The organism is Pseudomonas sp. KK4, assembly GCF_001984065.1.
Taxonomy (GTDB): Bacteria; Pseudomonadota; Gammaproteobacteria; order Pseudomonadales; family Pseudomonadaceae; genus Aquipseudomonas.
In genome coordinates, this window is the sequence record NZ_LYVP01000076.1 from 1 (window position 1) to 25,463 (window position 25,463).

General features: G+C 61.1%; 23 protein-coding genes and 1 pseudogene. 19 read left to right on the forward strand and 5 right to left on the reverse strand.

Translation table 11 applies throughout. From position 1 onward, the window contains the following. From B0W55_RS21140 to B0W55_RS21155, 4 genes and pseudogenes are all read right to left on the reverse strand, one after another. Nucleotides 1-255 (reverse strand): annotated as a pseudogene (locus B0W55_RS21140) (electron transfer flavoprotein subunit beta/FixA family protein); the annotation flags it as partial. 166 nt (nt 256-421) lie between these two features. Beyond that, nucleotides 422-1,264 carry a CoA ester lyase gene (locus B0W55_RS21145; protein WP_077047857.1) on the reverse strand — a complete coding sequence of 281 codons (843 nt, stop codon included), beginning with the start codon at nt 1,262-1,264 and terminating at the stop codon, nt 422-424. Between the two features lie 12 nt (nt 1,265-1,276). Next, nucleotides 1,277-2,440: an acyl-CoA dehydrogenase family protein gene (locus tag B0W55_RS21150; RefSeq protein ID WP_077047858.1), complete on the reverse strand. Its 1,164-nt coding sequence runs from the start codon at nt 2,438-2,440 to the stop codon at nt 1,277-1,279. A gap of 53 nt (nt 2,441-2,493) precedes the next feature. After that, nucleotides 2,494-3,321, reverse strand: coding sequence for a MaoC family dehydratase N-terminal domain-containing protein (locus B0W55_RS21155; RefSeq protein WP_077047859.1), 828 nt, complete (start codon nt 3,319-3,321; stop codon nt 2,494-2,496). A gap of 227 nt (nt 3,322-3,548) precedes the next feature. Here B0W55_RS21155 and B0W55_RS21160 point away from each other — a divergent pair, with 227 nt between their 5' ends. From B0W55_RS21160 to B0W55_RS21215, 12 genes are all read left to right on the forward strand, one after another. Further along, on the forward strand, nt 3,549-4,745 hold the full coding sequence (locus tag B0W55_RS21160; RefSeq protein ID WP_077047860.1) for an acetyl-CoA C-acetyltransferase: 1,197 nt from the start codon (nt 3,549-3,551) through the stop codon (nt 4,743-4,745). A 154-nt stretch (nt 4,746-4,899) separates the two neighbouring features. Then, nucleotides 4,900-5,793 carry an MBL fold metallo-hydrolase gene (locus B0W55_RS21165; protein ID WP_077047861.1) on the forward strand — a complete coding sequence of 298 codons (894 nt, stop codon included), beginning with the start codon at nt 4,900-4,902 and terminating at the stop codon, nt 5,791-5,793. Nucleotides 5,794-5,920: 127 nt separating this feature from the next. Beyond that, nucleotides 5,921-6,823, forward strand: coding sequence for a LysR substrate-binding domain-containing protein (locus B0W55_RS21170; RefSeq protein WP_077047862.1), 903 nt, complete (start codon nt 5,921-5,923; stop codon nt 6,821-6,823). Between the two features lie 230 nt (nt 6,824-7,053). Continuing rightward, on the forward strand, nt 7,054-7,746 hold the full coding sequence (locus tag B0W55_RS21175; protein WP_077047863.1) for a 3-oxoacid CoA-transferase subunit A: 693 nt from the start codon (nt 7,054-7,056) through the stop codon (nt 7,744-7,746). Then, nucleotides 7,743-8,420: a 3-oxoacid CoA-transferase subunit B gene (locus tag B0W55_RS21180; RefSeq protein ID WP_077047864.1), complete on the forward strand. Its 678-nt coding sequence runs from the start codon at nt 7,743-7,745 to the stop codon at nt 8,418-8,420. The genes B0W55_RS21175 and B0W55_RS21180 overlap by 4 nt, the downstream gene beginning before the upstream one ends. Before the next feature lie 3 nt (nt 8,421-8,423). Beyond that, complete coding sequence (locus B0W55_RS21185; protein ID WP_256576366.1) at nt 8,424-9,317, forward strand: acyl-CoA thioesterase II; 894 nt, start codon at nt 8,424-8,426, stop codon at nt 9,315-9,317. Between the two features lie 172 nt (nt 9,318-9,489). Then, a complete protein-coding gene (locus B0W55_RS21190; protein WP_077047865.1) occupies nt 9,490-10,779 on the forward strand; it encodes an MFS transporter in 1,290 nt (429 codons plus the stop codon). A 32-nt stretch (nt 10,780-10,811) separates the two neighbouring features. After that, nucleotides 10,812-11,135 carry a 4-methylmuconolactone methylisomerase gene (locus tag B0W55_RS21195; protein ID WP_077047866.1) on the forward strand — a complete coding sequence of 108 codons (324 nt, stop codon included), beginning with the start codon at nt 10,812-10,814 and terminating at the stop codon, nt 11,133-11,135. 58 nt (nt 11,136-11,193) lie between these two features. Beyond that, nucleotides 11,194-11,472: a muconolactone Delta-isomerase gene (gene catC, locus B0W55_RS21200; protein WP_077047867.1), complete on the forward strand. Its 279-nt coding sequence runs from the start codon at nt 11,194-11,196 to the stop codon at nt 11,470-11,472. Between the two features lie 101 nt (nt 11,473-11,573). Then, a complete protein-coding gene (locus B0W55_RS21205) occupies nt 11,574-12,842 on the forward strand; it encodes an acetyl-CoA hydrolase/transferase family protein (RefSeq protein WP_077047868.1) in 1,269 nt (422 codons plus the stop codon). A 127-nt stretch (nt 12,843-12,969) separates the two neighbouring features. Then, the gene (locus B0W55_RS21210) at nt 12,970-13,362 is read left to right on the forward strand and encodes a nuclear transport factor 2 family protein (RefSeq protein WP_077047869.1); all 393 of its coding nucleotides are present in this window, start codon (nt 12,970-12,972) and stop codon (nt 13,360-13,362) included. A gap of 99 nt (nt 13,363-13,461) precedes the next feature. Beyond that, nucleotides 13,462-14,370, forward strand: a complete 909-nt coding sequence (locus B0W55_RS21215; RefSeq protein ID WP_077047870.1) for a LysR family transcriptional regulator — start codon at nt 13,462-13,464, stop codon at nt 14,368-14,370. Nucleotide 14,371: 1 nt separating this feature from the next. Here B0W55_RS21215 and B0W55_RS21220 read toward each other — a convergent pair whose 3' ends face one another. Continuing rightward, nucleotides 14,372-15,310, reverse strand: a complete 939-nt coding sequence (locus B0W55_RS21220; RefSeq protein WP_077047871.1) for a LysR substrate-binding domain-containing protein — start codon at nt 15,308-15,310, stop codon at nt 14,372-14,374. A gap of 332 nt (nt 15,311-15,642) precedes the next feature. On the opposite strand from B0W55_RS21220, the gene B0W55_RS21225 reads away from it, so the two are divergent. From B0W55_RS21225 to B0W55_RS21255, 7 genes are all read left to right on the forward strand, one after another. Next, nucleotides 15,643-16,407, forward strand: a complete 765-nt coding sequence (locus B0W55_RS21225; RefSeq protein WP_077047872.1) for an SDR family NAD(P)-dependent oxidoreductase — start codon at nt 15,643-15,645, stop codon at nt 16,405-16,407. A 92-nt stretch (nt 16,408-16,499) separates the two neighbouring features. After that, nucleotides 16,500-16,958, forward strand: a complete 459-nt coding sequence (locus B0W55_RS21230) for an SRPBCC family protein (protein ID WP_077047873.1) — start codon at nt 16,500-16,502, stop codon at nt 16,956-16,958. 171 nt (nt 16,959-17,129) lie between these two features. Further along, nucleotides 17,130-17,894, forward strand: coding sequence for an SDR family NAD(P)-dependent oxidoreductase (locus B0W55_RS21235; RefSeq protein WP_077047874.1), 765 nt, complete (start codon nt 17,130-17,132; stop codon nt 17,892-17,894). Nucleotides 17,895-18,028: 134 nt separating this feature from the next. Continuing rightward, nucleotides 18,029-19,723, forward strand: coding sequence for a DUF1302 domain-containing protein (locus B0W55_RS21240; RefSeq protein ID WP_083743215.1), 1,695 nt, complete (start codon nt 18,029-18,031; stop codon nt 19,721-19,723). A 32-nt stretch (nt 19,724-19,755) separates the two neighbouring features. After that, nucleotides 19,756-21,132: a DUF1329 domain-containing protein gene (locus tag B0W55_RS21245; RefSeq protein WP_077047875.1), complete on the forward strand. Its 1,377-nt coding sequence runs from the start codon at nt 19,756-19,758 to the stop codon at nt 21,130-21,132. A gap of 192 nt (nt 21,133-21,324) precedes the next feature. Then, nucleotides 21,325-22,422 (forward strand): YCF48-related protein, encoded by a 1,098-nt coding sequence (locus B0W55_RS21250; protein WP_175645536.1) that lies wholly within the window; start codon nt 21,325-21,327, stop codon nt 22,420-22,422. Further along, nucleotides 22,419-24,914 carry an RND family transporter gene (locus B0W55_RS21255; RefSeq protein ID WP_077047877.1) on the forward strand — a complete coding sequence of 832 codons (2,496 nt, stop codon included), beginning with the start codon at nt 22,419-22,421 and terminating at the stop codon, nt 24,912-24,914. The genes B0W55_RS21250 and B0W55_RS21255 overlap by 4 nt, the downstream gene beginning before the upstream one ends. Nucleotides 24,915-25,463: the final 549 nt, after the last annotated feature.

Here is a 25,463-nt window from a genome sequence, read left to right on the forward strand (position 1 = left end):
GAGGATGGCGCGGTCGGCACCCAGCGCCAGCGCGGTGCGCAGTTGCTCTTGAGCGGTGGATGGGCCAATCGACACCACGACGATCTCGCTCACGATTCCCTTTTCTTTCAGGCGTACCGCTTCTTCCACGGCGATTTCGCAGAAGGGGTTCATCGACATCTTGACGTTGGCGAGGTCGACGCCGCAATTGTCCGCCTTGACGCGAACTTTCACGTTGTAATCGACCACGCGCTTTATCGAGACCAAAACTCTCATACCGAGGGGTGCTCCAGGCAATGTTTACGCAATATCGACTGTCGGCAATGCTGCATCAGCAGGCCGCAGGGATACCTCCTGAGTTGCCCCCGCCGGTGGGCGTCGTGGGCGTACCGGCGCAGGCAACTCGTCATGGGTGTCTCTTGAATCAGGTACTTCGAAGCGGTCAGCGACCACCGTCACTTTTGGGCGGGGCGGCCCCGGCGCCGAGGGCCAGAAACTGTCGGGCGCGGGCCATCACCGGCGCGTCGATCATTTCGCCATCGAGTTTGAATGCGCCTCGGCCGTCCGCCGCCTCGAGCACACGGCGCGCCCAGGCCAGATCTTGCTCACTCGGCGCCAGTGCGCTGTGCACCACGGCCACCTGTCTGGGGTGGATGCACAACATGCCGGCAAAGCCCATGTTCCCGGCCGTGCGGGCGTAATGCAGCAGGCGCTCACTGTCTTCGATGTTCGCAAACACGCTTTCCAGTGGGGCGTCCAGACCGGCCAGTCGCGTCTGCAGCAGCAGCGCGTACCTGACCTGGTCGAACATGCGTTCTGCGCCATAACTGGTCACGGTCAGGCCCAGGTCGAGTCCAAGGTCCAGCCGGCCATAGGTCAAACGCACCACACCCGGTACCCGAGCCATGGCCGGCAGCTGATCCAGGCCGCGCGCACTTTCGATGATGGGGATCACCTGTTTGCCGGTTGTCGCCACGCGCAGCAGTTGCTCGGCGCTCTCGGCCTTGGGCAGGAAAATCCCATCGACTCCCGGGTGCAGGCACATTTCGAGGTCAGCCTGATATTCGGCATGCCCGGCCTTGTTCACGCGCACCCACACACGGGCGTCTGGGTTGTCGTTGAGAAAGGCATTCAGATTGGCGCGAGCCCTGGCCTTTTGCTGTTCCTCGACCGCGTCTTCAAAGTCGACGATGACGATATCCGCGCCACTGACCAACGCCTTCGCGAAGCGTTCCGGGCGATTGCCCGGGACGAAAAGAGCAGAACGCATCACTGGGTTTTGCATACGCCTGTTCCCTTAAAACGAACGTGGCAGCTCGAGCAGGTGCTCGGCGACGTAGGAAAGAATCAGGTTGGTGGAAATCGGTGCGACCTGGTACAGACGGGTTTCGCGGAACTTGCGCTCGACGTCGTATTCGCAGGCAAAACCGAACCCGCCATGGGTTTGCAGACAGGCATTGGCAGCTTCCCAGGACGCCTTGGCGGCCAGGTACTTGGCCATGTTCGCACTGGCACCGGCATTCTGGCCGCTGTCGTACTCTTCGCAGGCTTTCCAGCGCATCAGGTCAGCGGCTTCGATCTCGATGTGCGCTTCTGCGATCGGGAACTGTACGCCCTGGTTCTGGCCGATGGGGCGCCCGAACACCACGCGGTCGCGGGCATAGGCACTGGACTTTTCGGTGAACCAGCGACCATCGCCAATGCACTCGGCGGCGATCAGCGTGCGTTCGGCATTGAGGCCGTCGAGGATGTAGCGAAAGCCTTTGCCTTCTTCACCAATCAGGCTGTCGGCCGGCAGTTCGAGGTTGTCGAAGAACAACTCGTTGGTTTCGTGGTTGACCATGTTGGCGATGGGTTGAACGGTCAGGCCCTTGCCGATCGTCTCGCGCAGGTCCACGAGGAAAATCGACATGCCTTCGGATTTTTTCGTCACCTCGGCCAGTGGCGTGGTGCGAGCCAGCAGGATCATCAGGTCCGAATGCTGGACTCGCGAGATCCACACCTTCTGGCCGTTGATCACATACTTGTCGCCCTTGCGAACAGCGGTGGTCTTGATCTTCGTGGTGTCGGTGCCGGTGGTGGGCTCGGTCACACCCATCGATTGCAGGCGCAGTTCGCCGCTGGCCAGCTTCGGCAGGTAATAGCTTTTCTGTGCTTCGCTGCCGTGACGCAGCAGGGTGAACATGTTGTACATCTGGCCGTGAATGGTGCCGGAGTTACCGCCACAGTAGTTCACTTCTTCCAGAATCACCGAGGCTTCGGCCAGGCCCAGGCCCGAACCGCCGTACGCTTCGGGGATCATGGCCGACAACCAGCCGGCCTGGGTCATGGCGCTGACGAACGTTTCCGGAAAGCCCTTTTCTTCATCGATCTTGCGCCAGTAGGCAGCGTCGAACTCGGCGCACAGGGCGCGGACCCCTTCACGAATGGATTTGATGTCTTCGCTGTTACGTTGGCTCATGGAACGTTCCTCGGATGGGCGTCCGCTATCGAGGCGGGCGCGTTTTTATAGAGTCAGTCGAATTGCACTTCGGCGAGCTGGCACAGGCCGCTGGCGTTGTTCGCCCACAACTGGGCTGTACCGGAACCGGTATGGCGACCACCGAGCTGGAAGTCGTCCGGGGCGATCAGCGGGCGCAACCCGCGGAAAGAGAAGCTGCGCACGCGGGCCAATGGATTGGCGCGCACGAACGCGGTCATGCTCAGGGTGGCGGTCAACGGACCGTGCACCACCAGGTCGGGATAGCCTTCGGCCTCGGTGACGTAGGGCCAATCGAAGTGGATGCGATGGGCATTGAAGGTCAATGCCGAGTAGCGGAACAGCAGCACCGGGGTAGGGCTGACACGCTCCTGCCATTGCTGTTCGGGCACCGGTTCGCCGTGGCCCAGTTTGGGAGGGCTCGGTTCGCGGTACACGATGTCCTGTTCTTCCGAGATGCACAGCTGGCCGTCCTGCCAGTACTCATGCTTGAGGGTGACGAACAGCAGCGAGCCGGTGTTGCCGTGCTTCTGTGTGATCTTTTCGATGCGTGTCTTGCGTGTGGCTTCTGCGCCGACGCGCAATGGCTCGATGAACGCCAGGCGCCCGCCGGCCCACATCCGGTTGCGCCCGTGGGCTGGCGGCATGAAGGTGCCCAGTGCCGGATGTCCATCCACCCCCAGGTCGCTGCTGTTGACCGGCTCGTTGAAGAAACACCAGTGCCACAGCCATGGCAGTTCTTCGCCGTGGCCTGGCGCCTCGACATTGAAGGTTGCGGCAATACGCTGGATCAGGTTACGGCTGAGCTGGTCGTGTACCTCCTGGGTACGTCCCAGCCATTGGGATGGATCGAAACTGAGCATGTCTTGCATCCGCTGAAGTTGTGCGATGCATGATGCTGGGAGCTTGAGCAGAGGGGGAATTAGCTTTTGCGGAAGAGGGGATCAACCATGGGCTAAGAAGGTCGAGCGGGCCGAGCCGCGCCTGCTTAAGCCAACTGGAAGGCGGGCTTTCGCGATGCAAAATTGCCGACGCCTTCGAACACCGCCCATGCTGTCGGCATTGCCCACTCCATCGAGGTTTAGCTGCAATGAAAGACGCGCTGATCGTTTCACCCCTTCGCACGCCCATCGGCAAGTTTGGCGGCGCACTGGCCGCGCTCACGGCCGAGCAGTTGGCAGCCTTCATGATCCAGCAAGTGATGGCGCGCACCGCCGTGCCGGGGGACTCGCTCGACGAAGTCATCGTGGCGCAATCCTATTCATCCAGCGAAGCACCCTGCATCGGGCGTTACGCGGCCTTGTCCGCCGGCCTGCCGGTGCAAGTGCCCGGCTACACGCTTGACCGTCGCTGCGGCTCCGGCCTGCAAGCGGTGATCGATGCGTCCATGCAGATCCAGACCGGTCGTGCCGAAGCGGTGCTGGTGGTGGGGGTGGAGAGCATGAGCAATATAGAGTACTACAGCACCGATATGCGCTGGGGCGCGCGCGCCGGCAGCGTTCGCTTTCACGACAGGCTCGAGCGCGGCCGCGAACGTTCACAGCCGTTGGAGCGTTTCGGTCCTATTTCCGGAATGCCGGAAACCGCCGACAACCTGGCCCAGGACTACGGCATCAGCCGCCAGGAGGCTGACGAATTTGCCGTGCGCAGTCACCACAAAGCGGCAGCTGCCTGGCGGGAGGGGCGTTTTGCCGACGAGGTTGTCGCCTTGGATGTTCCCGGTAAGCGCGGCAGTGTCACGCATGTATCGATGGATGAGGGCATCCGTGAAGACGCCAGCCTCGAGAGCATGAAAGCCCTGCGTTTGATTCGCCCTGAAGGCGTCTGCACGGCGGGTAACTCCAGTCAGCAGAATGATGCGGCGGCCGGTTGCCTGGTGGTGTCGGCCGACTATGCGGCGCGCCACGGCCTGACGCCGATGGCCCGCCTGGTTGACTGGGCGGCCGCGGGTTGTGAACCTTCGCGCATGGGCATCGGGCCAGTGCCGGCTACCAACAAGCTGCTTGCTCGCACCGGGTTGAGCCTCGCCGATCTGGACCTGATTGAACTCAATGAGGCGTTCGCCGCCCAGGCGCTCGCCGTGCTCAAGGCCTGGGGGCTGGAGGATCATTCGCGGGTCAACGTCAACGGCTCGGGGATTTCCCTGGGGCATCCGATCGGCGCGACGGGCGTACGGATCATGACCAGCCTGTTGCATGAGATGCGCCGCCGCGAGGCGCGCTACGGTCTGGAAACGATGTGCATCGGCGGCGGCCAGGGCCTGGCGGCGTTGTTCGAACGCCTCTGATACAGGGGGCCTGTTGCGCAGCGTGAATCGACTTAAGCCCTTCTTAAGGTGCCGTTAACGAGATTTGAACTGCGCAGTCGGTGCCCGCGACGGATAATCGGGAAAAATTTGCGGCGCAGCCGCGATCTAACAATAAGCCTTGAGGTGCAGTGCCATGATGCAGTCCCGCATGATCGGAGACATTAAAGTGACCCGGATTCTCGAGTACGCGGGGCCGACCCATGATCCGGCTTTCCTGTTTCCGGGCATGGAGGAGGGCGTACTGCAAGCGCATCGGGAGCTGATGGCGCCGAACCACTGGATCGAGCACATGAACAAGCTGCTGGTGACCATTCAGTTCTGGGTGGTGCACGCGGGCAGCAACATTATCGTGATCGATACCGGGGTGGGAAACCTCAAGCCCCGTCCGGGCATTGCCCGCATGAACATGCTCAACACCCTGGTCAAGGAGTGGATGATCGCCGCCGGCGCGCCGCCTGAAAAAGTCACCCATGTGGTCATCACGCACCTGCATTCCGACCATGTGGGCTGGAACACCACCTGGCAGGACGGGCGCTGGGTGCCGACCTTCCCCAATGCACGTTACTACCTGCCCAAGGATGACTTCGATTTCTGCCACCAGGGCAAGAACAAAGAGGCCGGTGTGATCGACGTGTTTGGCGAGTCCTTCTTCGACAGCGTGATGCCGATCGTCAATGAGGGGCTTGCAGAGATGATGACCCCGGGGGAAGAAATCGCCGATTGCCTGGTGGTGGAGGCCGCGCCTGGGCACAGCCCTGGCCAGGTGGCGTTCCGCGTGCGCTCGCAGGGCCAGGAAGGGATCTTCTGTGGCGACATCCTGCATAGCCCGATTCAGATCGTGCGGCCAGACATCAACTCCGGGTACTGCATCTGGGAAGACATCGCCCGCCGCACCCGCATGGCGTTCCTCAACACCGCCGCCGACCGCGAGGCCTTGATCATGCCCGTGCATTTCGGTGAGCCGCATTGCGGTTTCATCCGTCGTCAGGGTGACGGATTCGTCTTCGAGCCTTCGCACTGGCAATGACGTTTGCCGGTTCGCCTTGCTTGAACAATAGCTGCGGCCGGTTCGGCCGCAGCCATGATGAATGCCACTAGGCAGACTCAATGTACTGTGAGTACAGTAAGTCTCACTTGGCAGGAACCGTCCGACCATGGCGATGCATTTCGATATCACCGATTTCCGCTTGTTCATCAACATTGCGGAAACCAGCAGTCTCACCCGCGGCTCCGAGCGCTCTTTCCTTTCGGTACCGGCGACCAGCAACCGCATCAAGAATCTTGAAGAAAACCTCGGCGTGCGTCTGCTCGAACGCTCGCCTCAAGGGGTGACCCTGACCAACGCCGGCAAGACCTATCTGCAACACGCGCGGGTCATCCTGTCCCAGCTGGAAATGCTCACCGGCGATCTTCAGCAATACACCGACGGGCTCAAGGGGCAGTTGCGTCTGCAGGCCAACACCACCGCGATCACGGAATACCTGCCACCGGTGGTGGGCGACTATTTGACCAGCCATCCCGATGTGCACATCGACATGCGCGAACGGCTCAGCGATGACATCGTGCGTGCCGTGCGCGAAGGCAGTACCGACCTGGGCATCGTGTCCGGCAGCGTGGTCACCGACGGCTTGCAGAGTGTGCCGCTGGTCTCCAGCCGTTTGATGGTCATCGCGCCGCTGGATCATCCGATCCTGTTGCGCCCGGAGGTGTTCTTCAAGGAAACCCTGCAGTACGCCTTCGTGTCACTGCTCGAGGGCAGCGCCATCAATGTGTTTCTCAGTCGCGCCGCGGCTGCGCTGCATCTGCCGTTGACGATCCGTGTGCAGGTCGCCAGCTCCGACGCCATCTTCCGCATGGTTGAGGCCGGTGCCGGCATTGCGATCGTGCCGCAGGCCAGTTACGACCGGCTCAAAGGCCGGCAGGGTATCGGCGCCTGCCAATTGCTCGACCCCTGGGCGGTGCGCACTTTCCAGCTGTGCGCCCAGGATTTCGATGGCCTCTCGACCTTTGCCCGTGAGTTTGCCGACTCGCTGATCGAGCGCTATCGCACGGTCTGACTGTCCTTCAATTGCTCCCTGAACCCTGCCTGCGCTTTTGTGCACGGGCATGGTTTTGCCTGCGCGCCGCTGGCCGCTGGCAGCCATTAATCGAACGTTAATCCGCCCTTTCGAAGTCCGAAATTGTGGGCCATGGGTCGCACTGGCAAGCTGATTCCAACGCGGGGTAGCGCCTTGCACGGCTTGCCAGACTCCGGCCTGGCCCCAAGAACGAGAAAGGATGTATAGCGATGATTAACAAGCTGTTGTCCAGCGCGATCGATGCACTGGCGGACATTCCCGACGGGGCCGTGGTTGCCGTGGGCGGCTTCGGCGGTGCAGGCATGCCTGACGACCTTATCCAGGCATTGATCGCCCAGGGCGCGAGCGACCTGACGCTGGTCAGCAACAATGCCGGCCAGGGCGATACCGGGTTGGCCGCACTGCTCAAGGCGGGTCGCGTGCGACGGATCCTGTGCTCCTACCCGCGCATGGCCGGCTCCCATGTGTTCGAAACGCTCTACCGCGCCGGAAAGATCGAGCTGGAGATTGTCCCCCAGGGCAATCTGGCCGAGCGCCTGCGTGCAGCGGGCTGTGGCATCGGCGGTTTCTACACCCCCACCGGTTTCGGCACCTTGCTGGCCAAGGGCAAGGAGACCCGCAACATCGAAGGGCGCAACTATGTCCTGGAGTACCCCATCCACGTTGACTACGCGCTGATCAATGCCGAGGAAGGCGATCGCTGGGGCAACCTGGCCTATCGCAAGACCGCACGCAATTTCAGCCCGATCATGGCCATGGCCTCACGCAATACGATCGCCTCGGTCGGGCGTGTGGTGGAGCTCGGTGAGCTCGATCCCGAGCGGATCATCACCCCCGGTATCTTCGTCAAACACATCGTCCAGCGCACCGAAGTGGCGCCGGCACAGCAGCAGGTGGGATGAGCGACATGGACAAAGACACTCGCAATGCAATGGCTGCCCGCGTCGCTCGAGACATTCCCGAGGGGGCTTATGTCAACCTGGGGATTGGCCTGCCAACCCTGGTGGCCAACCACCTGCCGCCGGAAAAGGACATCTTCCTGCACAGCGAAAACGGCGTGCTCGGACGCTGGGTGGCGGCGCCCGCCGGTGAGGAAGACTGGGACATGATCAACGCCGGCAAGGAGCCGATCCTGCCGTTGCCCGGCGTTGCGTTTTTTCACCATGCCGATTCTTTCGGAATGATGCGCGGCGGTCACCTGGATATCTGCGTGCTGGGGGCTTTCCAGGTGGCGGCCAACGGCGACCTGGCCAACTGGCACACCGGCGCCAGGGACGCCATTCCGGCAGTCGGTGGGGCGATGGACCTGGCGATCGGCGCCAAGCGCATTTTTGTGATGATGGATCACCTGAACAAGGACGGGCAGAGCAAGTTCCTGTCCAGCTGTACGTATCCGCTCACCGGTCTGGGGTGTGTCAGCCGGGTCTATACCGATCTGGCGACACTGGAATTGACCGACAGGGGTGTGTTGGTGCTGGAACTGGTCGGCGACACGACCGCCGAGCAACTGCAGGCGCTGACGCCCGTGCCCCTGGACTTCTCTGCCGTTGCCTGCGCATTGGCGGCCGAGTCTTAAGTGGTGAACCGGCCGCTGCATGCATCCAGACACTATTGGGATCAGCGGGATCTGACCGAGTTGCTGGCACTGGACGCGGATGGGCAAAACCGCTACCGCAGCCATGCCTGTGACCTGGATGCCGATGGGCGGTTGCACGGCGGGCAGTTGATCGCCCAGGCACTGTGGGCGGCGGCGCAAAGCGCAGGCGGGCGCAGCCCCGGCATGCTGCAGAGCACCTTTTTGCATGACGCGGACCCGCAAGGTGCCATCGAGTACAGCGTGGAGTCGTTGCAGGACGATCGACGCTTATCCAATCGACACGTCTATGCAGTGCAGGGCACCGGCCTGGTGCTCAGCGCCCATGTATCCTTCCAGCAGCCCGGTGTCGACAGCGGCCGGTTCCATCACCTGGACCGCCAGATGCCGGCGCCGGACACACTGCCCACCCTGGCCGAGCGGGCAACGATCGACGCGAATCCTGGCGAGGGTTTGCGGTTGCGCATGATTGACCACCCCATGCTGGACGTGCGCCCGATCGCCCTCCAGTCGCAATGCGATGGGGTGGCCGAACATGGCGAATCGGCTGTCTGGGTACGCTTGAAACACGCGCTGCCGGGGGAGGGCTGTCTGCACCACGCAGCCCTGGCCTACATGTCCGATTGCCGACTGACTCGATGGCCGGTTCCCTCGACCATGACGACGCAGGCGTGGCAGCACTGTCGCGTCAGCAGCCTCAATCACACCCTGTGGTTCCACAGCCCGGCCATCGATGCCAACGACTGGCTGCTGTTTCTGAGTGACCCGGTGCGTAGCCTGTCGGGGCGAAGCCTGGTCAGTACGCGCATCTACCAACGCTATGGCCGCCTGGTCGCGAGCAGGGTGCAGGAGCTCTGGGTGGAGGCAGCGACCGATTGACGGGGTGTTCGGTATTGCGAAAGAGGGGCTTCCACAAGTGTAAATGGGCAGCCGGGAAAAACTTCCTCATGCTGCAAATGCACGATCACGGTGGTGATACAGCCCCGGGATAACGATGCAGTGGCCCACGCCGGCCATGAGCAGATCGCCAATAACAATAAGGAAAGTCAACATGTTCGATTGGTACAGAAAAGGCTCGCCTCGCGAACGCAAGACATTCTGGGCTTGCTACTCCGGTTGGGCACTGGATTCCTACGACATGCAGATGTTCAGTTTTCTGCTGCCGACGATCATTGCCCTGTGGGGCCTGACCAAGGCCGAGGCGGGCATGGTCGGTACCGCAGCCTTGCTGTCGGCGGCCGTCGGCGGCTGGATCGCGGGCATCCTCAGTGACCGGCACGGTCGTGTGCGCATTCTGATTTTCTCTATCGTCTGGTTCACCTTTTTTGGGGTGCTGGCGGGCTTCGCGCAAAACTTCGAACAGCTGCTGATCGCTCGAACCCTGCAAGGCTTCGGCTTTGGCGGGGAGTGGGCGGTGGGCGCCGCGCTGATGGCTGAAGTGATCAACCCCAAGTACCGCGGTCGCGCAATGGGGTTCGTGCAGTCAGGCTTTTCACTGGGCTGGGCGGCAGCGGTGATTATCATCACCGTGATTCTCAGCCAGTTCCCGGCCGAACTGGCATGGCGCGTGGCGTTCTGGTTCGGTGTGATCCCGGCCCTGGTCGTGCTGTTCATTCGCCGACACGTCACCGACTCCGACGCGTTCGTTCATGCTGCTGCGAGCAAGGCGCCCAAGGCATCGGTCTGGACCGTGTTCAAGCCGCAGTACATCAGGCTCACCCTGCTATCGAGTGTGCTGGTGGTCGGCCTGCAGGCCGGCAGCTATGTGATCCTGGTGTGGATACCGTCCTTGCTCAAGGACCGAGGGGTGGAGTCCGGTTCCTTGATCGCAACCATACTGGTCATGGCGGTGGGCTGCTTTGCCGGGTTTGCCAGCACCGCGTATCTGGCCGACAGGCTGGGGCGACGTCCAACGCTGATCGCGCTGTCGCTGGTGTCCTGGATTGTCACCGTCACCTACATGATGATTCCACTCAATCCGTGGGTCACCCATGTCATGGGCTTCCTGGTAGGGTTTGCCGCCATCGGCATGTACGCGGCGCTGGGGCCGTTCCTCAGCGAATTGTTCCCGACCCCCGTGCGCACCACTTGCATGGGTTTCTCCTACAACGTCGGCAAATCCCTGGGGGCGACCGCGATTACCGGCGTCGGCCTGCTTTCGGTCCACGTCGGCCTCGCCCAGGCCATCGGCCTGTTCTGCCTGGGTGCTTACGCAATCTCAGTGGTGGCCCTGCTGTTGCTACCGGAAACCAAGGGCATCAGCATCGAGGTGCTGGATACGCAGGACCCGGACGCCAGTGCTGCTGACCCCACCCATTCCACAACGCCGAAGACCGTCTGAGCGCCAGTCTTCAGCCATTCATCGAGGTCCCCATGATTCGTATTCTCTATCTGTTGGTTAAACCGGAAAGCATGAGCCACGAGCAGTTTCGCAAAGAGTGCGTGGTGCATTTCCAGATGTCCGCCGGTATGCCGGGATTGCACAAATACGAAGTGCGACTGGTTGCCGGCAACCCTACCGACACCCACGTGCCGTACCTGGACGTCGGTCGCATCGACGCGATCGGTGAATGCTGGTTTGCCAGTGAGGAGCAGTATCAGGTCTACATGGACTCCGATATTCGCAAGGCCTGGTTCGAGCATGGCAAGTATTTCATCGGCCAGCTCAAGCCTTTCGTCACCCAAGAGCTGGTTTGAAGTTTTGCGCCGCCGGTAAGGGGGGCGCTCGTTCAACAACAATATCGTGGAGTTCAACATGCTGTATTGCGTAGAAATGACCGTCAGTATTCCCCGTGACATTGCGCTGGAAGAAGTGGAACGCATCAAGGCCGCGGAGAAGGCGCGGGCCATCGAGATCCAGGAATCGGGCAAGTGGCCGCACCTGTGGCGGGTCGTGGGCGAGTACTCGAACATCAGCATTTTTGATGTCGCAGGCAACGACGAGCTGCACAGCCTGCTGTCCAGCCTGCCGCTGTTTCCATTCATGAAGATCAAAGTCACGCCGCTGGCCAAGCACCCGTCGTCGATTTTCTGATTGTCGCGGCGGCCCGCCACGGGCCGCCCGTTTCCATTTGAGCCCTGTCTGCCTTGGGTCCTGCACCACAGGGCCCGGCTCGCTATTGCCAGGGTTTTTTCATGCCTCTCGAATTAAATGCCAATGCACCGGACCTCTCCAGCCTGATCCGCCCTGGTGACACGGTGTTATGGGGACAGGCGAACGCCGAGCCGCTGACCCTGACCCGCGCGCTCATGGCCCAGCGTCATGATTTCAAGCGTATCCGCGTGCTGCTGGGCATTGCCAACAGCGACACCTGTCGGCCCGAACATGCCGATGCCGTGGACTTTCTCGCCTATTGCGGTGCCGGTGCCAATCGCGCCCTGGCCGACGCCGGCGTGCTGGACATTCTTGCTTGTCACTACTCGGAAATGGCATCGCAGTTGAGTTCAGGGAAGCTGCGGGTCGATGTGCTGATGCTGCAGCTTTCGCCGGCGGACGCCAACGGCCGGCACAGCCTGAGCCTGGCCAGCGAATACTTGCTCTGCGCGCTGGAACAGGCCGCCGTGGTGATCGGCGAGGTCAATCAGCAGACGCCCTGTACCTACGGTGAGCGCACCCTGGGGCTGGATGAACTGGACGCTGTGGTCTACACAGACCGTCCACCGCTGGCCAGTGACAGCGCGAGCATTCGCGAGGTGGACATGAAAATCGCCCGCCACATCGCCGCGCTGGTCGAAGACGGCTCGACCCTGCAGACGGGCATCGGTGCCATACCGGATGCAGTGCTCAGTGCCCTGGACGACCACCACAATCTGGGTGTGCATTCGGGCAGCATCGGCGACGGTGTCATGCGACTCATGCAAAGCGGTGTGGTCAACAATTCACGCAAGAGCAGGGACCCCTGGCTCAGTGTGGGCGGCGTGCTGATCGGCAGCCAGGCACTGGCGCAGTTCGCCCATCGCAACCGGTCTATCCATATGCGGTCCAGCGCCTATACCCACGACGCTCAGGTGCTGGCCAGCCTCGATCGTCTGGTGGCGATCAACTCGGCGGTGGAGGTCGATCTGACCGGTCAGGTCAACTCCGAGGTCGCCGCGGGCAGTTACCTGGGCGCCGTGGGCGGATCACTGGACTTCATTCGTGGTGCCCACCGTTCCCGGGGCGGGTTGCCGATCATTGCGCTGCCGGCCAGCGCTCGCAGCCACAGTCGAATCGTCGCCCGCCTGAAGGGCCCGGTGACCATCCCTCGCAGTGATGCCGGGATCATCGTCACCGAATTCGGCGTGGCCGACCTGCGTGGGCTGACCTTGAAGCAAAGGGTCGACAAGATGCTGAGCATCGCCGCCCCACAGCACCGGGACGAACTGGAGGCTGCATGGGCGAGGGAAGGGCTTGCCGGGTACTGAGCGGGCCGGCTGGTGCGTGATTGGTGCGCTGGTGCAACGCGCTTTGGTGATTTTGCCGTATTGCGGTATCGCCGCGCCGAAAATAGAGTCGGGCTGAGAAAACAACAACAAAAATGAGGATGGCTGCATGAGTTACGCAATGAAAGCGATGTTCGATTGCATCGACAGCAAAAACATCGAGGGCTTCCTGAGTTACCTGGCGGACGACGTCGAATTCCGATTCGGCAATGCGCCGAAGTTGGTCGGTAAGGCCGCCATCGAGCAGGGTGTCGGCGCCTTCTACTCGCAGATTGAAACCCTCGAACACGTCATGACCGGGGTATGGGTACTCGATGACGTGACCCTTCTGGAATTCGACAGTTACTACACCCGGCACGATGGCGTGACCGTCGGCGTGCCGTGCTGCGTGGTACTGCGATTCAACGCCGATCGGCTGATCAGGGATTACCGGATCAACATCGACCTGTCCCCGGTGTTCGCCGGTGTGCCTGACAGCTATCTGATCCGCGCAGCTGTCTAGTTTTCAACGGCGGATTGACCTGTCATTGCCTGTCAGCTGCCTCGATGAGGGCGGCTGGCAGGCGTTCGAGTTTGCGGGCGATGTGATCAAGGCGCCGTCATGAAAGACCTGAATCTGCTGTACATCTTTGAGGCGCTGTGGCGCGACCATTCGACGTCGATCGCCGCGCAGAATCTCGGCCTCACTCAGTCCGCGGTCAGCAACAGTCTCAAGCGGCTGCGCCAGACCTACAGTGATCGGCTGTTCACGCTGGTGGGCCGGCGGATGGAGCCCACTCCCTTTTGCGCACAGATTGCCCCGCGCCTGTTGCAGTCGCTGATGCTGATCCGGGCCGCGGAAAGCCAGATGGTCGAGTTCGATCCGGGGCTGTGCCGCAAATCGTTCACCGTCAGAATGCTCGACGTCGGTGAAGTGGTGTGCCTGCCGCCGATCCTCAAGGAACTGGCCAGGGTCGCGCCCATGGCACGGATGAATACGGTCGGCGGCGGCATGGATGAGACCCTCAATGGCCTGGCCACCGGCAGAATCGATCTGGCGATGGGTTACATGCCGACCCTGCAGACCGATATCCATCGTTTGCCGGTGTTTTCACAGCACTACGTCTGTGTCATGCGTCGTGAGCACCCGTTGGCCGACAAAACCATGACGCTGGACGATTTCATTGCCCGTGACCATTTGCTGGTGGAGGCCGGTGGTACGGGGCACCAGGCGCTGGAGCGCGCCTTGATCGATGCGGGGGGAGCGGACTGCATCAGGATTCGCTTGCCCCATCACTTGTCCAGCCCGCACCTGTTGTTGGAAACCGACGTGATCTGGACGTTGCCCTGTGCGCTGGCCAACACACTGGCGCGCTACTTCCCGCTGGTGATCCAGCCGTTGCCGTTGCAGATTCCCTCGTTCGAGATCGACCTGTACTGGCACGATCGTTTTCATCGCGACCCGCAGAACAAGTGGCTGCGGGAGATGATGAGTGCGGTCCTCAAGAGCCAGCAGGCACAGTGGCAATGACTCAAGTCGAGGCTCGGTGGGCGAGGGTGCCCTCGAGAATCAGCTGCGGCAAATGCAGGCCCAGATAGTCGATCACGCTGCGCACCGACGGCAGCATGCCCTTGGGTTTTGGGTACAGCAGATGAATCAGGTGCGGCGGCCCGGCCCACGCAGGCATCACCACCTCAAGTGCTCCGGCGCGAACTGCGGCGACCACGATCGGTTCGGGCAGCATGGCGACCCCCAGGCCATTGAGTGCCGCATCCATTTGCATGCTCAAATCGTCGGAGATCAGGCAGGGGGTGTGGGGGATCAGTACCTCTTCGTTCGCGCCGTCGTGCAGCAGCCAGCGCCCGGACCCATCGTGCAGGTCGGCCGGCAGGCACAGCGTCGGCAGGCTCGAGAGTGCCCTGACGGTGGCAGGGCGGCCCAGACGATCGAGAAACCCGGGGCTGGCGACCATCAGTCGCCTTGCGCTGCCCAGGGTTTTCGCCACCAGCCCGGCGGACTCTTCGATGTGCGTACGCGCGCGCAGGGCGATATCGAGTCGCTCTTCGTACAGATCGACCTCGCGGTCCACCGCGCTGAGCTCCAGGCGAACCTTGGGGAAGGTTGCCATGTACCGGGGCAGCAGTGGCGACAGGTAGGTCTTGGCCATGACCTGGGGGCAGCTCAGGCGCACCAGGCCCACCGGCTCGCGGCGCATGTGTTCCACGCTCTCATAGGCCGTCTGCGCGCCTTCGACCACAGCCTGGCTCAGTGCGTAGAAATGCTGACCCGCTTCCGTCAGTGAAACCTGGCGCGTGGTGCGGTGCAGCAGGCGGGCGCCAATGCGTTTTTCGAGGAAGGCGATATGCCGGCTGAGCAAGGTTTTCTCGATGCCGGTGGCTCTGGCCGCCGGTGAAAATCCACCGTGCCTGACGACAAGGACGAAGTAATAGAGGTCGTTCAGGTCATTCACACACAGTCTCCCTTTCCACCGGCATTTCGTTGCCTTCTGCGGGAGCGGACATGCTCCTGCGCTGACCCTGTTCTCGCAGCATTTGAGCATGGACCCGTTCGGCAGCGGAAGGCTTTCATTGGTGCATTCGCGCAACAGTCTTTAGTGATTTCTCGATCTAGTCAGTGACCGACCGGCTACCTAAAGTTGAGTCACTGCTTGGCCCCGCAGGGTCGAGCAGGAGCATCAGCAAAGGCAGTCATGGTTGTAGGCAACAGGCGGCGAACAGCTTTCTGTGCAGCACTGGCCAACAACGAGATGAATAACAAAAACGTTGCCAATGGAATCCAGTCATGAATGATTTGAGCCAACGCAATATCATTGTCACCGGCGCCAGCGGTGGCATCGGCAGAGCCTCGGTCATAGCGTTCGCACAAGCGGGCGCCCGGGTGATCATGCTCGATCGCGATGTTGCCGGTTTGAACGATATCGTCGAAATCGTCCAGTCCAACCAGGGCATCGCGGTGGCCATCCCTTGCGATGTCACCGACGAGGTTGCCGTGAAATCCGCCGTCGACGAAGTGGTCGATCGGTTTGGCGTTTTGCATGGCGCGTTCAACAATGCCGGCATCGAGCAAAGCCACTTGCCGTTGCATGAAATCGACGCCCAGGCCTGGGATCGAATCATCAGGGTCGACCTGACCGGCGTCTTCTACTGCATGAAGCATCAGATCCGGGCGATGCTCGTGTCCGGCGGTGGGTCCATCGTCAATACCGCTTCGGCCCTGGGCGCCGTGGCCATCGCCGCCGCCTCCGATTACATCGCTGCCAAACACGGTGTGCTGGGCCTGACCAAGGCCGCCGCCGTGGACTACGGGCCTCATCGAATCCGCGTGAACGCCGTCCTTCCCGGGATCATCGAAACCCCGATGATTCTGCGCCTGAGCCAGGAAGACAACTTTGCCAATCAGTTTCAGGCACTGCGTGAGCGCCATCCCATCGGTCGTTTCGGCAAGCCCGAGGAAATCGCGGCCGCCGCGTTGTGGCTGCTGTCCGACCATTCCAGCTTCGTGACCGGAACCTCCCTGTCGGTGGATGGCGGCTACCTGGCCATCTGATAAAGCGCTGCTGGGCAACCCGCACATTTTTGTGGTGTGCCGCTGCTCACCACTGAGCAACGGCATTATTTGATAATAAAAAGGTGAGCAATATGATCAATGTAAGCAAGCGCCTGGAAGTCAATCCGGCCGGTGAAGTGGTGTTGAGCCGGGCGCAGGTCTGGGAAGGCCTGGAAGAGAAGGCGCGCAATCCCATCGGTTATGTCCGCCCGATCGAACAATGCAAGATTGTCGAAGAGGCCCCAGGCGGAAGTCCGTTCATTCGTGAAGTGGTGCTGCACGGTGAAACCCTGCAAGAGTTGATCACGCTGTTCCCGCAGGAGCGTGTGGAGTTCGTGCGCATTTCCGGCGGGGCCCGCGGCATCATCAAAAACATCATCGAAGAAGAGAACGGCACCCTGTTCCTGCGCTTTACCTTCACCTTCTCCCTGGAGGGCGTGAAAGCCGGCAGCGCAGAAGAAAAGGCCTTTGCCGAAGGCATGGAAACCTCCTATTGCGAAGCGGTGAACACCACGCTGGGCCGTATGCGCGCGAAAAAAAACGTCGCCTGACAGACGATGCCGCTCCACGCGGCATCGACAAGGTCATGCAGGCTCTACCCTTTGATCCGCGTCTGTTCTGGGTCAACGGTGAATGAGCCAGACGCCTTGTCGATCGTTGCTTTTCGGTCCGCATCAGGTGCTGACCGCAAGGGCTGACTCTCCACGATGCAGGAAAACGTCATGAGTGATCGTCTTGAGGGCAAGGTTTGTATCATCACCGGCACCGGTGGTTCGATGGGGCGCGCTGCGGCGCTGATGTTCGCCCGCCAGGGTGCGAAAGTGGTCGGCTGCGACATCAATCGCGAGGCCGCCCAGGCCACGGTCGACGAGGTGCTGTCGTTAGGCGGGGACATGGTTTCCCTGAGCGAGTGTGACCTGACCGATACGCGTCAGTGCAAGCTGCTCGTTGACCTGGCCGTCTCGGCCTATGGCCGCGTCGACGTGCTGTTCAATAACGCCGCCATGGCCTACTTCGGATGGGTCGACGAGATCTCCGATTTCGATTGGCATCGCACCATCGACCAGGAACTCAATCTGGTGTTCCACCTGGTGCGTGCCGCCTGGCCCGAGCTGATCAAGCGGCCTGGTTCTTCGATCATCAACACCGCGTCGGTGTCGGCCTGGTCGACCTATCGCATGCTGCCGGGCATCGCACATTCGGCGGCCAAGGGCGCGGTGCTGTCCATGACCCGACAACTGGCGATGGAAGGCCGCACATACGGCTTGCGTGCCAACAGCATTTCCCCCGGTCTGATCGAATCCAAACAGACACTGCCGTTGCTGGAAGACCCTGAGTGGGTGGATGTCATGGTCGGCAAGATCATGTTGGGACGTATCGGTAAACCCGAGGAAGTGGCGGCAACCGCGCTGTTTCTCGCCTCGGATGAAAGTTCTTTCATTACCGGCACGGATATAAAAATCGACGGCGGAACCACGGCATGGTGAACAACCTGACGCACTGAGTCGACAACTTCCAAGGATTGAAAACCACTGAAAAATTCGCTGCCTCAATGGCCGGCGAGCGTCACGGCTTCTTCAAAACCAAACGCACTAATAATAACTAAGTTGGTGAAGAGAAAATGAACGTCAATACAACAAGAACGATCAGTGCGCTGGCGTGCACCGAGTTTCACAACGAGCAAAATCATTCGTTTCAATATCGGGCGCTGGCCTGTGCGGTGGTGACCGCAATGACCACACTCGCCACACCCATGGCGAACGCGTTCGAGTTCAATACCGGCGTGGAAGACCTGAAGATCCGTTGGGATAACACCTTCAAGTACAGCGCCGCCTGGCGCGTCAAGGATCAGTCCTCGAAACTCACCGGTGATGCCAACCAGGACGACGGCGATCGCAACTTCGACAAGGGCATGATCTCCAATCGGGTGGATCTTTTTTCCGAGTTCGATCTGACCAAGAACAATATGGGACTTCGCGTCAGTGGTGCCGGTTGGTACGACAGCATCTACAACCGCAAGAACGACAACGACTCTCCGTTTACCAATAACTCCAACTCCGTCGATTACAACGAGTTCACCTCCGAGACCGAGAAGTTGCACGGTCGCAAGGCTGAACTGCTGGATGCCTTCGTGTTCGGCAAGACCGATATCGGCGACATGCCGGCGACCCTGCGTGTCGGCCAACACACCGTTCTGTACGGCGAAAGTCTGTTCTACGGCGCTAACGGGATTGCGGGTGGCCAGGCGCCGACCGATATCGTGAAGTTGCTGTCGGTGCCGGGCACGCAGTTCAAGGAACTGGTGCGCCCGGTGCCGCAGATTTCCGGGCAGATCCAACTGCGAGACAACCTGGCGCTCGGTGCTTACTACCAGGTTCACTGGGAAGCCGATCGTCTGCCGGCAGCGGGCAGCTACTTTTCCACCGTCGACATCCTCGACGACGGTGGCGAACAGATTCTGGTCGGGCCGGGCTCAAGTTTTGTCCGTGGTAAAGACAAGAAGGCCAGCGACTCGGGGCAGGGCGGTTTGCAACTGCGCTACCGGCCTGAAGACATCGACGCCGAATTCGGTCTGTATGCCATCCAGTACAACGCCAAGAGCCCGGTGGTCCATGCCAGCTTGAGCCCGGCGTTCGCGCCGGCCACCTACGAGCTGGTGTACCCGGAAAAGATCAAGGCGCTGGGGGTTAGCTTCAGTACGACGGTGGGTGACACCAACGTCGCGGGTGAATTTTCGGTTCGCGACAATATGCCGCTGGTGCCGCATGCCGGCTCGATCACGGTGCTGCCGGGCGAAGAAATCAACAATAACAACCATCCGCTCTATCCCGTCGGCAGAACGGCCCATGGCCAGGTGTCGTGGATCGCGCTGCTCGATGCCGGCCCGCTGTGGGAGGGCGGTAACTTCCTCGGCGAAGTGGCGTGGAACCGTCGCCTGAGCATCACCAAGAACGCCGATGCGCTGGATCCGAACGCGACCCGCGATGCCGGCGCGCTGCGCATGATTTTCGAGCCGGCCTACTACCAGGTACTCGACGGTGTCGACCTCACGGTGCCGATCGGCGTCGGCTATGGGCTGTTCGGCAAATCTTCGGTGATCAACCCGGGGTTCAGCGTCAACCATGGCGGTGATTTCAGTGTCGGGCTCAAGGCCGATTACCTGAAAACCTGGAAATTCAGCCTGATGTACACCGGCTTCTTCGGCACCGAAGACACAGGCGTGGTACCCGCCAACTCAGCGGTCCAGTCCTACTCCTACGACCAATCCCTCAAGGACCGCGATTTCATCGCGTTCTCTGTGCAACGTTCGCTCTAGTCATAACAACAAGCCGAGCAGGAGATGTGAAGATGCAAGCTAAACACACGATGTTGTGCGCCGCGTTGTGGAGTGTCATGTTCGCGACCCCACAGGTTTTCGCGGCGGTGTCCCCTGACGAGGCCGCACAGCTCAAGTCCACCCTGACCCCCATGGGCGCGGAAAAGGCAGGCAACAAGGAAGGCACCATCCCTGCCTGGGATGGCGGTTACACCACGGTGCCGGCCGGCTACAAGAATGGCGATTCGCGACCTGACCCATTCGCCAGCGAAAAGCCGTTGTACTCCATCAATGCGAAGAACATGGACCAGTATGCCGACAAGCTGAGTGACGGCATCAAGGCCATGTTGAAGAAGTACCCCGACAGCTATCGCCTGGACGTGTACCCGACCCACCGCACCGCGGCCGCACCGCAATGGGTGTACGACAATACCTTCGCCAATGCCACCCGCGCCAAGCTGACTGACGGTAATGTCTGGGTCGAAGGCGCCTATGGCGGCGTGCCTTTTCCGATTCCGAAGAACGGCGCCGAAGCCATGTGGAACCACAAATTGACCTTTGTGGGCGAGGCCACTTCCTATGCCTTCAACAACTACGTCGGCACTCCTGACGGTAAGTTGGTGCTGTCGGTCCGGGGCTATAACAAGGCGATGTACCCCTACTACAACAAGAGCGGCACGCTGGACACCTTCAAGGGCCAGACCGAACTGCTGCGCGTGTGGATGACCGATCCGCCCATCAAGTCCGGTGAGCAGTTCGTGCTGATCGACTCGGTCAACAAGCCGCGCCAGGCCTGGCAATACCTGCCTGGCCAGCGCCGGGTGCGCAAGGCGCCGACCCTGGGCTACGACACGCCTTCGGACGTCAACTCGGGGATGGAGTACTACGACGAGTCGTACATCTTCCTCGGCGACCTGGACCGCTACAACTGGAAGTTGGTGGGGAAGAAGGAGATCTACATTCCCTATAACAACAACAAGTTCCTGCAAAAGAACGTGTCGATCGACAAACAACTGATGCCACACCACATCAACCCGGATTCGACCCGTTGGGAATTGCACCGCGTGTGGGTGGTTGAAGCCGACCTTGCCCCGGGCAAGCGGCACGTGGTGCCCAAGCGTCGCTACTACCTGGACGAAGACACGTGGGGCGCGATCCTGGCCGATGGCTGGGACGGCCAGGGGCAGTTGTGGCGCACCCAGATTGCCTTGCCGTTCCTGATGATGGATGGCCCGTTCGTGTTCCCCAACCTGCAGTGGTCCACCCACAACCTGCAGACCGGTGGCTGGAGCGGCGTGGGGGCCACGGACTGGTCAAACCCTTCCTACACCTATCACTTCAAGATGCTGTCGGACGTCAAGTCGGCCGACTTCACGCCTGAGGCGATGTCGGGTGAGGGCGTGCGCTGACCCTGACTCTGACGTGAGGGCATGCCAGGGAAAATGCAGGAGCCCGGTCGCTCCTGCAACCAGGCCAGCGAAGCATTGAAGTTATCCAGTCGAGGTACCCAGGGTGTTGCGCGCCGCACACCCGATGGAAGTGGGTCGATCAAACAGGCGCACTGCGTCAGCTGACAATTATAAAAACGCTGGAGAATGTCTATGCGCTGTAATCGAACGGTCGGTGCCTTGCTCACTGCCGCGTTATCGCTTGCCTTATCCTGGACGGCATACGCTGCCGTGCCAGGGCCACTGGCGCGTCCGGCACAACGGTCACCCCATGCCGAAAACGCGGTGCTGGTGGCGGTGACGTCGACCCCCGAGCGTTTGGTGGCGGTCGGCGAGCGCGGCATCGTCGTGCTGTCGGACGATAACGGTGCCACCTGGCGCCAGGCCAAAGTTCCTGTCAGCGTAACGCTGACATCCGTGCAATTCGTCGATGCCAGGGAGGGCTGGATCGTCGGCCATGGCGGTGTGCTGTTGCACAGCAAGGACGGCGGCGAAACCTGGGAAAAGCAGTTCGACGGCATCGAACTGGCCCAGACCCTGCTGCGCGTCGCCCAGAAGCGCCTGCAAGGCAAGGAGGGAGATCCGGAGCAATTGGAACGCCAGGTCAAGGCGGCCGAGCTGATGGTGGCCGACGGCCCGGACAAACCCTTTCTGGACGTGCATTTCGTCAACAAGCGCACTGGCTACATCCTCGGTTCCTACAACCTCATCCTGCGCACCGACGATGGCGGCCAGCACTGGCAACCATGGCAAACCCACATCGACAACCCGAGCGGTTTGCACCTGTATTCCATGGCTGGCAGCGGTTCGAGCCTGTACATCGTCGGCGAACAAGGCAGCGTATTTCGCTCGCAGAACGACGGCGCCGATTTCGAAGCGGTGCAGACGCCTTACGAGGGCAGCTACTTCGATCTGGTCGTCAGTTCAGACGACCATCTGCTGGTCAGCGGCTTGCGTGGCAGCACCTATCGCTCCAGCGACAGCGGCGCCGAATGGAGCAAAGTCGATGTCCCGTCCAGTGCCTCCATTACCGGCAGCGTACAGCTCAGGGAGGGAGGGATCGTGCTGGTCAATCAATCAGGCCAGTTGCTGCTCAGTCGCGACAAGGGCAACAGTTTTCAGTTATCGCCGCTAAAACAATTGCCGCCGTTGGCAGGCATCACCCAATCGGCCGATGGCGGCCTGGTGGTGGTGGGAATGCGTGGTGTTACCAGGGTTAGCTTGGCCAGCGTTGTCGGGAGTGAACAATGAAGATTGATAATTGCGCGGATGCCAGACCTGTGGTCTGCAGCCTGGAAGCGTTCGATAAAAGATCCGGCTCCGTGGTGGAGCGGTTGTTCTTCAACCATCGTGTGATGGTGCTGGTGGTTTGCCTGCTGGTGACCCTGGTGCTGGGTTTTTATGCGACCCGGCTCAAGCTCAATGCCGATTTCGAAAAGATGATTCCCACGGGGCATCCCTACATCGAGCAGTACCTCAAGCACAAAGGCGACATGAAGGGCTTTGGCAACGCGGTGCGAATTGCCGTCGAGGTCAAGCAGGGTACGATTTTCAATGCGGCGTATCTGGAGACACTCAAGCAGCTGAACGACGAAGTATTCCTGATCCCGGGTGTCGATCGCGCGTTTCTCAAATCGCTGTGGACTTCGAACACCCGTTGGCTTGGGGTAACCGAAGAAGGCCTGGACGGTGGCCCGGTGATTCCGGACAACTATGACCAGTCGCCGCAAAGCATCGACCAGACCCGTACCAACGTCGAACGCTCCGGCGACGCAGAGCAACTGGTGGCCTCGGACTACAAGTCCAGCATCATTTTCGTGCCGTTGCTGGACGTCAACCCGGAAACCGGGCAAGCCCTGGATTACAAGCAGTTTTCCGAGCATCTGGAAGCCCTGAGGGACAAATACCGGGCCCAGGGCGTGGAGCTGCACATCACCGGGTTTGCCAAGGTGGTGGGTGATTTGATCGACGGCATTCGTCTGGTGCTGTGGTTCTTTTTCCTGACCATCGTGATCGCTGCGGCGGCGGTGTACTGGTACACCCGTTGTGTTCGCAGCACCCTGTTGGTGGTGGCCACTTCGCTGATCGCCGTGACCTGGCAGATGGGGCTGTTGCCGTTGCTGGGCTTCGAGCTGGATCCCTATTCGATCCTGGTGCCGTTCCTGGTCTTTGCCATTGGCATCAGCCACGGCGCGCAGAAGATGAACGGGATCATGCAGGACGTCGGCCGTGGCATGCACAAACTGGTGGCCGCGCGCTTCACCTTCCGGCGTCTGTTTCTGGCGGGTCTGACTGCGCTGCTCTGCGATGCGGTGGGCTTTGCCGTGTTGCTGGTCATCAACATCCGCGTGATTCAGGAATTGGCCATTACCGCGAGCATCGGCGTGGCGGTATTGATTTTCACCAACCTGATTCTGCTGCCGGTGTTGCTCAGCTTCACCGGTGTCAGCCGCAATGCCGCCGTGCGCAGCATGAGGGATGAAGCGGGGGAGGCGGCTGGGATCGAGAAGCACGTGGTATGGCGTTTTCTCGATCTGTTCACCGAGCGTAAATGGGCCACGGTCGCGGTGGTGGTTTCGATCATTCTGGGGGTGGCCGGGTTCATGGTCAGCCTGCACCTCAAGGTGGGCGACCTTGATCCCGGGGCGCCTGAGCTGCGTGCCGATTCCCGTTACAACCTGGATAACGCGTTCATGGCCAAGGCCTATTCGGCGAGCAGCGATGTGCTGGTGGTCATGGTCGAAACGCCGAACGATCAATGCACCTCGTACAAAACCCAGTCGCTGGTCGATGCGCTGGAGTGGGAGTTGCACGACGTGGCCGGCGTGGAAGGGAGCAACTCGTTGCCCTTGCTCAGCCGGCGGATTACGGTCGGCATGAACGAAGGCAATCCGAAGTGGTACGAACTGGTGCCGAATCAGTGGACGCTGAACACCGTCGCCAACCGCACGCCCCGTGAAATCTTCAACCAGGGCTGCAACCTGCTTTCGCTGTTCGTGTACCTGGAGGACCACAAGGCCGACACCCTGACCCGGGTGGTGGACAAGGTCGAAGCCTTTGCCGCGAAGAACAACAGCGATGGGGTGAAGTTCGTGCTGACCGCGGGCAACGCCGGTATCGAAGCGGCGACCAACATCGTGGTGAAGAAGGCCAGCCATGAAATGCTGTTCTGGGTGTACGGCGCCGTGATCCTGTTGTGCTTCATATCCTTTCGTTCCTGGCGCGCGGTGGTATGTGCCGTGGTGCCGCTGGCGCTGACGTCGATCCTCGCCGAGGCCTTGATGGTTTCCCTGGGCATGGGGATCAAGGTCGCCACCTTGCCGGTCATCGCCCTGGGGGTCGGGATCGGCGTGGACTATGCGCTGTATGTGCTGACCATTGTGTTGGGCCAGCTTCGCCAGGGTGCCACGTTGTCCGAAGCCTACTACCGGGCACTGACATTCACCGGCAAAGTGGTGATGCTGACGGGCGTGACCCTGGCGCTGGGCGTGGCGTCCTGGGCGTTCTCGCCCATCAAGTTCCAGGCCGACATGGGCATTCTGCTGGCCTTCATGTTCATCTGGAACATGCTGGGCGCATTGATCCTGCTGCCGGCGTTGGCGCACTTTCTGCTGCCACGGGCTCAAGTGTCCTCCGAGCCTTCGGGCAGTGAACCTGGCAGCACCAGGGTGAACCTTGCCACCGCAACCCAGCCAGACAGCTGCCCGCGTCACCAGGCCCGATCCTCGGCGATCAGCCTGTAACCCCGCCGCCCGAAGCGCCCCCCGGCGCGCAATGTGCCGGGGATTGGCGATACACACTTCTCCCTTTTTTACTGAGTAGGGCAGGCACAGCGATGTTGACTGTGCCGGCCTCATCGCGGGCAAGCCTCGCTCCTACAGGTTTTTGGGTGGATGCAGTATTTGTGGACGACGCAAAAACTGTAGGAGCCGAGCTTGCTCGCGATGGCGGTGGGTCAGACCCAGGTATGTTGAATGTGCCGCCGCCTTCGCTGGCAAGCCAGCTCCCACAGGGTCCTCGGGTGCATGCAAATACCGGGACCGACACAACCCCCCTGTAGGAGCCGAGCTTGCTCGCGATGGCGGTGGGTCAGACCCAGGTATGTTGAATGTGCCGCCGCCTTCGCTGGCAAGCCAGCTCCCACAGGGGCCTCGGGTGCATGCAAAAACCGGGACCGACACAAACCCTCTGTGGGAGCGCGGCTTGCTCGCGAAGACGGTGTGCCAGGCAAAGGGATGTTGAATGTGCCGCCGCCTTCGCTGGCAAGCCAGCTCCCACAGGGTCCTCGGGTG